Raw genomic sequence first — 10774 nt, 5'->3', positions numbered from 1 at the left:
TGAAACAACTGTTGTAGCGAGCCTGCTCGCGATTTCGGTGTGTCATGCATTGTTGCTTTTGCTGACACGACCATTTCGCGAGCAGGCTCGCTCCCACTTTTATTTTGTGCAACTGATCAGCCGATACTGATCGCCGGCAAAGTCGGCAACGTCACCGTCTGCTGTTTACGCGGCGCGAGAATCTCCGCCTCTCCATCCACCACCAATTCATCACGCTGATTGAATACGCGAGTAGCAATGCGCACGCGGAATTTCGGCAGTTTCTCCAGAATCTCCAGGCGCACCGTCAGCGTGTCGCCGATCTTCACCGGCTTCTGAAAGCTCATCTGCTGACCGATATAAATAGTGCCCGGCCCTGGCAATTCGCAGGCAACGGCGGCGCTGATCAGCGCACCGCTGAACATGCCGTGGGCGATGCGTTCCTTGAACATGCTGGCGGCGGCAAACTCGGCGTCCAGGTGCACCGGGTTGTGGTCGCCCGACATCGCGGCGAACAGCTGAATGTCGCGCTCTTCGACAGTCTTGCTGTAGCTGGCGGTCTGGCCGACTTCAAGGGCTTCGTAAGGGATGTTGGTAACCTGGGTCATCGGTTTCGATTCCTGTGACGGATTTCAGTCAATCCACAAAAAATTTATTCGCTGCGCTGCGGGCGCCGGTGGCTCAGGGCCTGGTCGATCCAGGCGAGCACATCCGCGCTCACTTCGTCGCGATTGCTTTCATTGAACAATTCGTGCCGGGCCTGCGGGTAGATCTTCAGTTGCAGATGCTGGCTGCCGGCCCTGCGCAAAGCATTGGCCAGATCTGTCAGACGCTTGCCCTCGCTCACCGGATCACATTCGCCGCCAATCACCAGCAGCGGCAGGCCCGGATCGATCTGCGCGAGATTGGACGCTTTGCTGATTTGCTGCAACCCACCGAGCAGGTCGATCCACAGCTGATTGGTGCAGCGAAAGCCGCACAGCGGATCGGCGGCGTACTTGTCGACCTCCGCCGCGTCGCGGCTCAGCCAGTCGAAACGGGTGCGCACCGGTTTGAATTTATTGTTGAACGAGCCGAACGACAGCCATTCGATCAATGCACTGCGGCCCTTGCCGCCCTGGCGCAGTTTTTCCAGTCGGGCAATCTGCCGGGCGGCGCGATACAGCGCCACCGGCTGGAAATTCGAGCCACTGAGAATCGCCCCGTGCAGACTGGCGCTGTGGTGCAACAAATAGCCTTGGGCGATGTAGCTGCCCATGCTGTGGCCGAGCAGGATGATCGGCACGCCGGGATGTTGCTGGCCGATGTGCTGGTTGAGGCTGGCCAGATCGCCGACGACCTTGCGCCAACCGTCGTCATCGGCGAAATGGCCGAGGGTGCCGTTGTCGGCGGTGCGGCCATGGCCGCGCAGATCCGGGGCGTAGACGCCATAGTCTTTGTCGCAAAACGTGTCAGCGAGCCGCGCGTAGCGAGCGCTGTGTTCGGCCATGCCATGGGCCAGCAGAATCACCGCTTTCAATGGCGTGGCCGGCAGCCAGCGGTTGACGTACAGGCGGCTGCGGTCACTCGCGTCCAGCCAGAAGGTGTCGTGGGTCATGGCGATTCCTTTGCTCAGCATCGCCACAGTGTATAGCGCGTCTGATCAGCTCACGCCACGGCAGGAAGATTCACGGGATCAATGAGGGCTTGCGTCATATTTGCCTCAATGGCCATAGCTGCTAGTGTCCGTGAAGCTCCGCTTTGTGCTTTTCGCCTTCCATGGACGAAGCAGAAACGACAGAAAGCGGCTCCCGGATCGGCTCAGGTAAAGAGGACAAGAACAATGCAACCTGATTTCTGGAATGACAAACGCCCGGCCGGCGTACCGCTGGACATCGACATGGGCGAGTTCAAGTCGGTCATCGAAGTGTTTGAGCGTTCCTGCAAGAAGTTCGCTGACCGCCCGGCGTTCAGCAGCATGGGCATCACCCTGACCTACGCCGAACTCGAGCGCCAGAGCGCGGCGTTTGCCGGATACCTGCAGGCCCATACCGATCTGGTGCCGGGGGATCGCATTGCGGTGCAGATGCCCAACGTTCTGCATTATCCGATTGCCGTGTTCGGCGCGCTGCGCGCCGGGCTGATCGTGGTCAATACCAACCCGTTGTATACGCCACGGGAAATGCGCCACCAGTTCAAGGATTCCGGTGCACGCGCGTTGGTCTACCTGAATCTGTTCGGACAGAAAGTCCAGGAAGTGCTGCCCGACACCGACATCCAATATTTGATCGAAGCGAAGATGGGCGACCTGATGCCCACCGCCAAAGGCTGGCTGGTCAACACCGTGGTCAGCAAAGTGAAGAAACTGGTTCCCGAGTATTCGCTGCCGCAAGCGACCTCGTTCAAAAGCGCGCTGCGCATGGGCCGCGGCCTGGGCATCAAACCGCTGAACGTCGGCCTCGATGACATCGCCGTGCTGCAATACACCGGCGGCACCACTGGCCTGGCCAAGGGCGCGATGCTCACCCACGGCAATCTGGTGGCGAACATGCAGCAGGTGCGCGCCTGTCTGGCTCAGCTCGGCCCGGACGGTCAGCCGCTGTTGCGCGAAGGCCAGGAGGTGATGATCGCGCCGCTGCCGCTGTACCACATCTATGCTTTCACCGCGAATTGCATGTGCATGATGGTCTCGGGCAACCACAACGTGCTGATCTCCAATCCGCGCGACATCGCCGGCTTCATCAAGGAACTGAAAAACTGGCGGTTCTCGGCGCTGCTGGGTTTGAACACCTTGTTCGTTGCGCTGATGGACCACCCTGACTTCAAGACCCTGGATTTCTCCAGCCTGAAGCTGACCAACTCCGGCGGTACCGCGCTGGTCAAGGCCACCGCCGAGCGTTGGGAGCAGATGACCGGTTGCCGTATTACCGAAGGCTACGGCCTGACCGAAACCTCGCCGGTGGCGTGCACCAACCCATACGGCGATCAGTCGCGCCTGGGCACTGTCGGCTTGCCGGTGCCGGGCACGCTGGTGAAAATTATCAACGATGACGGCGTCGAACAGCCGCTGGGCGAGCGCGGCGAGCTGTGCATCAAAGGCCCGCAGATCATGAAGGGCTACTGGAACAAGCCCGAAGCCACCGCCGAAGTGCTGGATGCCGAGGGCTGGTTCAAGTCCGGCGATATCGCCGTGATCGACCCGGACGGTTTCGTGCGCATCGTCGATCGCAAGAAGGACATGATCATCGTCTCCGGCTTCAACGTGTACCCCAACGAAATCGAAGACGTGGTCATGGCCCACCCGAAAGTCGCCAACTGCGCGGTCATCGGCGTGCCGGACGAACGTTCGGGAGAGGCGGTGAAGCTGTTTGTGGTGGCGCGGGAGAGCGGGGTCAGCCTGGAAGAGCTGAAGGCGTACTGCAAAGAGAATTTCACGGCCTACAAGGTGCCGAAACACATCGTGTTGCGTGAGTCGTTGCCGATGACGCCTGTAGGGAAAATTCTGCGGCGCGAGTTGCGGGATATCGCCTAGGCCTGAACCGCAGCGCTTGTGACATTCGCGAGCAGGCTCGCTCCCACAGGTATCGATGGTTTCTGTGGGGGCGAGCCTGCTCGCGAATCTTTTGTGCCCGCTGAATTCGGGGGTTTTGGGGAGTTATAGGATTTTTGCTCTAAAATGACCGCTGGCAAGTCTTGAGTCATCAATATGACTGTAGGGGCCTCTTTTGGCTCTGGTCGGCCCTTGGCAAAGCTGCTACTCTCGGCGCGCTTTGTGACTTCTCGGCCTGTAAAACGCCGGATTCACCAATACAAAACACACACCAATAATAATCGCATCAAATGCGGTGAAGAATTCGCGTTGCTGAGGAGTGGGCTTCCATGATCGAAGACTTTTGGAAGGATAAGTACCCGGCTGGAATCGCAGCCGAGATCAATCCAGACGAGTATCCGAACATTCAGGCAGTGTTGAAGCAATCCTGCCAACGCTTCGCCAACAAACCGGCTTTCAGCAACCTCGGCAAGACAATCACCTACGGTGAGCTGTACGAGCTGTCCGGGGCCTTTGCCGCGTATCTGCAACAGCATACCGACTTGCAGCCCGGTGATCGAATCGCCGTGCAACTGCCCAACGTCCTGCAGTACCCGGTCGCGGTCTTCGGTGCCATTCGCGCCGGGCTGATCGTGGTCAACACCAACCCGCTGTACACCGCGCGGGAAATGGAACACCAATTCAACGACTCCGGCGCCAAAGCCCTGGTGTGCCTGGCGAACATGGCGCACCTGGCCGAAGCCGTGGTGCCGAAGACCGGCGTCAAGCACGTCATCGTCACCGAAGTCGCCGACCTGCTGCCGCCGATCAAGCGCCTGCTGATCAACAGCGTCATCAAGTACGTGAAGAAAATGGTCCCGGCCTATCACTTGCCCAAAGCCATCAAATTCAACGACGTCCTGAGCAAGGGCCACGGCCAGCCAGTGGCCGAAGCCAACCCGGACAGCGGCGATGTCGCGGTTCTGCAATACACCGGCGGCACCACCGGCGTGGCCAAGGGCGCAATGCTCACGCACCGCAACCTGGTCGCCAACATGCTGCAATGCAAGGCGCTGATGGGCTCCAACCTCAACGAAGGCTGCGAGATCCTGATCACGCCGCTGCCGCTGTATCACATCTATGCGTTCACCTTTCATTGCATGGCGATGATGCTGATCGGCAACCACAACATTCTGATCAGCAACCCGCGCGACCTGCCGGCGATGGTCAAGGAACTGTCGAAGTGGAAGTTCAGCGGTTTTGTCGGTCTGAACACGCTGTTCGTGGCGCTGTGCAACAACGAAGGTTTCCGCAAGCTGGATTTCTCCGCGCTGAAAGTCACCCTGTCCGGCGGCATGGCCCTGCAACTGGCGGCGGCCGAGCGCTGGAAAGCCGTGACCGGTTGCGCCATCTGCGAAGGCTACGGCATGACCGAAACCAGCCCGGTGGCCACGGTCAACCCGATCCAGCACATCCAGATCGGCACCATCGGCATTCCGGTGCCGTCGACCCTGTGCAAAGTCATCGACGATGCCGGTGTCGAGCAGCCGCTGGGCGAAATCGGCGAGTTGTGCGTCAAGGGCCCGCAAGTGATGAAGGGTTACTGGCAGCGTCAGGAAGCCACCGATGAAATGCTCGACAGCGACGGCTGGCTGAAAACCGGTGACATCGCGCTGATCCAGCCGGACGGCTACATGCGCATCGTTGATCGCAAGAAGGACATGATTCTGGTGTCTGGCTTCAACGTCTATCCGAACGAACTGGAAGACGTGCTGGCGACTTTGCCGGGCGTATTGCAGTGCGCGGCGATTGGCGTGCCGGACGAGAAGTCGGGTGAGGCGATCAAGATTTTCATCGTCGCCAAACCGGGCGTGACCCTGACCAAAGAACAGGTCATGGACCACATGCGCGCCAACGTTACCGGCTACAAAGTGCCGCGTTCGGTGGAATTCCGCGATGCGCTGCCGACTACCAACGTCGGCAAGATCCTGCGCCGCGAATTGCGGGATGAAGAGCTGAAGAAGATCAAGGCCAAGTCTGCCGCGTAAATAAAAAGCCCCGCAGATGCGGGGCTTTTTGTTGGTGAACTGATCGTTCCCACGCTCCGCGTGGGAATGCCGCCCCGGACGCTCCGCGTCCAGCCCTGCAGGGACGCAGAGCGTCCCGAGATGCATTCCCACGCAGAGCGTGGGAACGATCAAGTGCAAATCCTACTGACGAAACGGTGCAAAGTTGACGTTGGTCCCCGCCGGTCGCATGTCCTGCAGATACGAATCCTTGTCCGCACTCAATTCCAGGCTCAGCGCCGCCTTGCGTTTGCCTTCATTGCGAATCACCAGCCCTTCGAGCTTTTCGCGCAGGAACACCGTCGGCACTTTCAGGTGCAGCAACTCATCGGTCGCCGGGGTGTGCAGCAGCAAGTGAATCCACTCGTACTGACCGATGGCCAAGCGCGACACCGGCAGGTCGAACCACCAGATATTGCGGTTACGGTTCAGTTCGGCGAAGTGGCAGTTGTTGGTGCCGAGCACGGCGCCGCCCAGTTCCTGGTTGCGACGGGCGATGGCCTGGGTTTTATTGAGCTTCATGACATTCCTGCGAATCGGTGTGCCGGGCTCAGCGCCCGTAGGCTGAGCATTCTCGGGGCAACGCCGGCAAACATAAAGCGCAACCTGCGCGCCACGACGAAATGCCGGAAAAATAAATGAAACTCGGCGCAAAGCGCACCGGTCAATCGTTACGTAATGACTTTTCTTCCCTTTATGCTTCACGGAGAAACACCATGAGTAGCACAGGCGATAAAGTAAAAGGCATGGCCAACGAAGCCGTCGGCAATATCAAGCAAGGCGTCGGCAAAGCTACTGATAACGACAAGATGCGCGCCGAAGGCAAGGTTCAAGAGAAAAAAGGTGAAGCCCAGCAAGCGGTCGGCAACGCCAAGGACGCTGTGAAAAAAGGCGTCGACAAGGCGTAAGCGAGCCTTGAACGAATCACACGAGCGGCCATCCAAGGATGGCCGTTTTTGTATCAGAACCCTGCGGTCATCCGCCAAAGGCTCGTCAACTAGGCTACCTTGAGGTAAAAAACGGCCCCTGAGTCGCCACGACTTCAACCTTTTGCGGCGCAAGGAGACGCGAATGATATTTCCGGACATGAAAGGTCTGCCCCTGCACCGGGTGATGGTGCGCACGGTCACTGAGTTCGTCGATGACGAAATGTCGACCTACGCCTCGGCACTGGCCTACCAGATGCTGTTCTCGCTCTTCCCGTTCATTCTTTTCCTGATCGCCCTGATCGGTTTCCTGCACCTGCCGGATTTCTTCTCCTGGCTGCGTCTGCAATCCGAACTGGTGCTGCCGCCGCAGGCGCTGGAGCAGGTCAACCCGGTGATCGACCAGTTGCAGCAATCCAAGGGTGGCCTGCTGTCCATCGGTATCGTGATCGCCCTGTACACCGCGTCCGCCGGCGTGCGCCTGATGATGAGCGCGATGAACGCCGCTTATGACGTGGTCGAAGGCCGGCCGATCTGGAAGCGTTTCCCTTTGTCGATCGTTTACACCGTCGGCATCGCCGGCATGCTCCTGATCGCCGCCGCGCTGATGGTGCTCGGGCCGCAGGTGATGGGCTGGATTGCCGCACAAGTGGGACTGGAATACTTCATCGTCACGGTGTGGACGATCGCCCGCTGGCCGGTGATCGTGATTCTGATGATGGTCGCGGTGGCGCTGATCTATTACGTGATGCCCGACGTCAAACAGGAATTCCGTTTCATCACCCCAGGTTCGGTGCTGGCTGTAGTGGTGTGGATCCTAGCCTCGTTGGGGTTTGCCTTTTACGTGAAAACCTTCGCCAACTACAACGCGATGTATGGCAGCATCGGGGCGATCATCGTGCTCTTGCTGTATTTCTACATTTCCTCCGCAGTCCTGTTGCTCGGCGCGGAGATGAACGCGGTGATCGAGCACATGTCCGCCGAAGGCAAGGAAAAGGGCGAAAAAGCCCCTGGCGAGCCTGACGAATCCCCCAAACAACACGTCTCGGGCCTGGGCCGCGATCATTCGCTCAAGCCGGACACTGACGAAGCGCGACCATGATTCGTGAAATTCTGAAAATGGGTGATGAGCGCCTGCTGCGCATCGCCGCGCCGGTACCACCGGAAATGTTCAACAGTGCCGAGCTCTGGCAATTGATCGATGACATGTTCCAGACCATGGAAAGCGTCGGCGGCGTTGGCCTGGCGGCGCCGCAGATCGGCGTCGACCTGCAACTGGTGATCTTCGGCTTCGAACACAGCGAGCGTTATCCGGACGCTGAAGCAGTGCCGCAGACGATCCTGATCAACCCGCTCATCACGCCGTTGAATCCGCTGATGGAAGAGGGCTTCGAAGGCTGTCTGTCGGTGCCGGGCCTGCGCGGCGCGGTGGAGCGCTATCAGCAGATTCGCTACGAAGGCTTTGATCCGAAGGGCGAGCCGATTGTGCGAGTGGCCTCGGGGTTTCATGCGCGAGTGGTGCAGCATGAATGCGATCACCTGATCGGCCGGCTGTATCCGTCGCGGATTACCGACTTCAGCAAGTTCGGCTTTACCGAAGTGCTGTTTCCGGACCTTGATCCCAACGTTGACGATTAACCAGAATCAAAAGATCGCAGCCTTCGGCAGCTCCTACAGGGATCGGTGTAGGAGCTGCCGAAGGCTGCGATCTTTTGATCTTCAAACTAGCCCCATCGCAATCATCGGCTTGCTCCGCGCATACCGACTCAACCGCTCGGCCATCGCCTGCGGCAGCGGCGGATCGAAGCTGAACCCGCGTCGCTCATAAAACCCGCGCAAATCAGGATGGCAGAACAGCCACACCGGCTCGTCCACCTCAGCAACCGCCGCCGCGATCAGTTGTGCAGCAATGCCCTGCTCGCGACACCCCGGGTCAACAAACAACCCCGTCAGCCAATGCCCGCCCGCTACCGGACGCAGGCACAGCGCCGCAACGATCTCGCCGCGCCGCGCTACCCACAACTGCGCCTCGCGCACGGCCTTCATCGACGACTGGTGGCTGCGGTAGAACTTGTTCATCAGCGGCCACAACGATTCGTCGAGCTGGCTGTAGTGGATATCGGACATGGTTCGGGCTGTCGCTGCGAAAAGCGCCGATTATAAAAGAACGCGCGCTTCGGGATAGGTGTATACCTGAACTCACACCCCTGTGAGTGGAGTACCGATCATGTCCAAAGGTATGGATTCAAAGAAAGCCGCGAAGAAGAAGCCGGCCAAGACCGCGATTGAAAAACGTGCCGAGAAGAAAGCCAAGAAGGTCGATATTTTCGGCCATTGATCAAACCATGCGGAAGCCCGGTTCACGGGCTCCCGCCTCGCTGGCGAAAACGTCCGTTTTCACCACACTGTTTCCCCGCGCTGAACCGTTTCTTGTGCAAAAAGTGCCAGATACTGGCCGACTAGTGGCCTTGCGCCCGGCGTTGCGCTGGCTATGCTTGCAGGTAACTAACCATGTCGACCGTCATGCCAACCGGCCGATGGAACAGGTTGGTCCGTGATTCATGCTGCCAGAGTGCGCAATCCAAGGCACCGACACTGAACCAACAAGGAGCGTCATCTAAATGGAAGTTCTTCTACGCGTTAGGGCTGGCCCGCTTGCGGGCTATCAAGAAAAGGATGTCTTGATCAGAGCGTCGCTGCAGGGACCCTCCGATTGATCATCATTTATCACCTGACAACTTCCTCCCGTGGAGGAAGGCGTGTGCCTGTTCTGTGGAACGTAGTGATGGATCTTGCAAGACCTGAACTTTCATCAAATCAAAAGAACGCGCGGAAGGTGATACAACCATGTTCAACCTACATCACAAGGCTGACCTGCGGGAAATCGAGCGTTTCAGCTGTGCGCTGACCGAGGCCAACGCGAAAATAGAGGCGATCAGCCGCTCGATGGCGATGATCGAGTTCACCCCGGACGGCATCGTTCTCGACGCCAACGAGAACTTCTGCAAGACCATGGGCTACAGCGCCGAAGAAGTGCGCGGCAAACACCATCGGATCTTCTGTGAAGAAAGCTTCTACCGCAGCGAGGACTACACGAAGTTGTGGCGCGACCTGGCTCGTGGTGAACCGCTCAGCGGCACTTTTCTGCGCCTGAACAAGAGCGGCCGGGAGATCTGGCTTGAAGCCAGTTACATGCCGGTGTTCGGGCCCGACAAACAGGTCAGAAGTGTGATCAAGGTTGCGGCGGACATCACCGCACGCATCAACAAAGAACATGAAGAAGAAGCCATGCTGGCGGCGATCGGTCGTTCCATGGCGGTGATCGAGTTCACTCCCGAAGGCCATGTCATCCGCGCCAACGACAACTTTCTGCAGACGATGCAGTACGCGCACCCTGAAATTGTCGGCCAGCACCACAGCCTGTTCTGTCACCGCGCCGAAGCGGAGTCCGCGCAATACAAAGCGTTCTGGGCTTCGCTCAATCGCGGCGAATATCACTCGCACCGTTTCGAACGCAAGAACAAGTCCGGCCAGATGGTTTATCTGGAAGCCTCGTACAACCCGCTGTTCGACGCCAAGGGCCGCCTGTACAAAGTGGTCAAGTTCGCCAGCGACATCACCCGGCAGATGACCACCCTGCAAAACGCTGCGGAATCGGCCCACAGCACCTCGGTACAAAACGACGCGTGCGCGCAAAAAGGCTCACAAGTCGTGCAGCAGACCGTGCAGATCATTCAGGACATCTCCCGCGATCTGAACGAAGCGGCGGTGAGCATCGATGCGGTAAGCAAACAGTCGGACATCATCGGCACCATCGTCCAGACCATTCGCGGCATTGCCGATCAGACCAACCTGCTGGCACTCAATGCAGCGATCGAAGCGGCGCGCGCCGGTGAGCATGGACGCGGTTTTGCCGTCGTCGCCGATGAGGTGCGCAGCCTCGCCGCGCGGACCAGTCAGGCCACTCTGGAAATTGTCGACGTGGTGCGCAAGAACCACGACCTGTCGCTGAGCGCGGTATCGAGCATGCAGTCGAGCCTGAGCCGAACCGGGTTGGGCGTGGAGCTGGCGAACGAGGCGGGCGAGGTGATCCTCGAGATTCAGCAGGGCTCGCGGCATGTGGTGGATGCGATCAGTCAGTTCAATGAAACCCTGCAATTGAACTGAGCTGTTCAACGTCACCAATAGCCAATGTGGGAGCGAGCCTGCTCGCGAAAGCGTTATGTCAGCCAGCACATGTCTTTCTGATACGACGCCTTCGCGAGCAGGCACGCACCCACAGGTGAGTCCAGCGT

At 58.9% G+C, this 10774-nt stretch carries 10 protein-coding genes; 6 read left to right on the top strand and 4 right to left on the bottom strand.

What is annotated here, in order from left to right; genetic code table 11:
* Nucleotides 1-116 precede the first annotated feature (116 nt).
* Both QMX86_RS25305 and QMX86_RS25300 read right to left on the bottom strand, forming a co-directional pair.
* Nucleotides 117-587: a MaoC family dehydratase gene (locus tag QMX86_RS25305; RefSeq protein WP_003227420.1), complete on the bottom strand. Its 471-nt coding sequence runs from the start codon at nt 585-587 to the stop codon at nt 117-119.
* 44 nt (nt 588-631) lie between these two features.
* On the bottom strand, nt 632-1576 hold the full coding sequence (locus QMX86_RS25300) for an alpha/beta hydrolase (protein WP_073472045.1): 945 nt from the start codon (nt 1574-1576) through the stop codon (nt 632-634).
* Nucleotides 1577-1801: 225 nt separating this feature from the next.
* On the opposite strand from QMX86_RS25300, the gene fadD2 reads away from it, so the two are divergent.
* Both fadD2 and fadD1 read left to right on the top strand, forming a co-directional pair.
* A complete protein-coding gene (fadD2, locus tag QMX86_RS25295) occupies nt 1802-3490 on the top strand; it encodes a long-chain-fatty-acid--CoA ligase FadD2 (RefSeq protein ID WP_024014054.1) in 1689 nt (562 codons plus the stop codon).
* Between the two features lie 347 nt (nt 3491-3837).
* A complete protein-coding gene (fadD1, locus tag QMX86_RS25290; protein WP_024014053.1) occupies nt 3838-5535 on the top strand; it encodes a long-chain-fatty-acid--CoA ligase FadD1 in 1698 nt (565 codons plus the stop codon).
* Nucleotides 5536-5697: 162 nt separating this feature from the next.
* Here the strand turns inward: fadD1 and QMX86_RS25285 are convergent, their stop codons facing one another.
* On the bottom strand, nt 5698-6075 hold the full coding sequence (locus QMX86_RS25285) for a hypothetical protein (RefSeq protein WP_016775519.1): 378 nt from the start codon (nt 6073-6075) through the stop codon (nt 5698-5700).
* A 194-nt stretch (nt 6076-6269) separates the two neighbouring features.
* Between QMX86_RS25285 and QMX86_RS25280 the strand changes: the two genes are divergently transcribed.
* The 3 genes from QMX86_RS25280 (at nt 6270) to def (ending at nt 8117) form a co-directional block, all read left to right on the top strand.
* Nucleotides 6270-6461 carry a CsbD family protein gene (locus QMX86_RS25280; RefSeq protein ID WP_016775518.1) on the top strand — a complete coding sequence of 64 codons (192 nt, stop codon included), beginning with the start codon at nt 6270-6272 and terminating at the stop codon, nt 6459-6461.
* A gap of 163 nt (nt 6462-6624) precedes the next feature.
* Nucleotides 6625-7581, top strand: a complete 957-nt coding sequence (locus QMX86_RS25275) for a YihY/virulence factor BrkB family protein (protein WP_041479188.1) — start codon at nt 6625-6627, stop codon at nt 7579-7581.
* Nucleotides 7578-8117, top strand: a complete 540-nt coding sequence (gene def / locus QMX86_RS25270; protein ID WP_073472047.1) for a peptide deformylase — start codon at nt 7578-7580, stop codon at nt 8115-8117. The genes QMX86_RS25275 and def overlap by 4 nt, the downstream gene beginning before the upstream one ends.
* Nucleotides 8118-8198: 81 nt before the next feature.
* Here def and QMX86_RS25265 read toward each other — a convergent pair whose 3' ends face one another.
* Nucleotides 8199-8606, bottom strand: a complete 408-nt coding sequence (locus tag QMX86_RS25265) for a GNAT family N-acetyltransferase (protein ID WP_122752182.1) — start codon at nt 8604-8606, stop codon at nt 8199-8201.
* 720 nt (nt 8607-9326) lie between these two features.
* Between QMX86_RS25265 and QMX86_RS25260 the strand changes: the two genes are divergently transcribed.
* Nucleotides 9327-10646, top strand: coding sequence for a PAS domain-containing methyl-accepting chemotaxis protein (locus QMX86_RS25260; protein WP_073472053.1), 1320 nt, complete (start codon nt 9327-9329; stop codon nt 10644-10646).
* Nucleotides 10647-10774: the final 128 nt, after the last annotated feature.

This window comes from Pseudomonas sp. PS01270 (genome assembly GCF_029959775.1).
GTDB classification, from domain to species: Bacteria; Pseudomonadota; Gammaproteobacteria; order Pseudomonadales; family Pseudomonadaceae; genus Aquipseudomonas; species Aquipseudomonas atacamensis.
This window is presented reverse-complemented; position numbering and strand designations above follow the sequence as displayed.

Excerpts from the sequence above, each read along its gene's own strand:
- QMX86_RS25305 (WP_003227420.1), bottom strand. The coding sequence starts at position 587 with ATGACCCAGGTTACCAACATCCCTTACGAAGCCCTTGAAGTCGGCCAG.
- QMX86_RS25300 (WP_073472045.1), bottom strand. The coding sequence starts at position 1,576 with ATGACCCACGACACCTTCTGGCTGGACGCGAGTGACCGCAGCCGCCTG.
- fadD2 (WP_024014054.1), top strand. The coding sequence starts at position 1,802 with ATGCAACCTGATTTCTGGAATGACAAACGCCCGGCCGGCGTACCGCTG.
- fadD1 (WP_024014053.1), top strand. The coding sequence starts at position 3,838 with ATGATCGAAGACTTTTGGAAGGATAAGTACCCGGCTGGAATCGCAGCC.
- QMX86_RS25285 (WP_016775519.1), bottom strand. The coding sequence starts at position 6,075 with ATGAAGCTCAATAAAACCCAGGCCATCGCCCGTCGCAACCAGGAACTG.
- QMX86_RS25280 (WP_016775518.1), top strand. The coding sequence starts at position 6,270 with ATGAGTAGCACAGGCGATAAAGTAAAAGGCATGGCCAACGAAGCCGTC.
- QMX86_RS25275 (WP_041479188.1), top strand. The coding sequence starts at position 6,625 with ATGATATTTCCGGACATGAAAGGTCTGCCCCTGCACCGGGTGATGGTG.
- def (WP_073472047.1), top strand. The coding sequence starts at position 7,578 with ATGATTCGTGAAATTCTGAAAATGGGTGATGAGCGCCTGCTGCGCATC.
- QMX86_RS25265 (WP_122752182.1), bottom strand. The coding sequence starts at position 8,606 with ATGTCCGATATCCACTACAGCCAGCTCGACGAATCGTTGTGGCCGCTG.
- QMX86_RS25260 (WP_073472053.1), top strand. The coding sequence starts at position 9,327 with ATGTTCAACCTACATCACAAGGCTGACCTGCGGGAAATCGAGCGTTTC.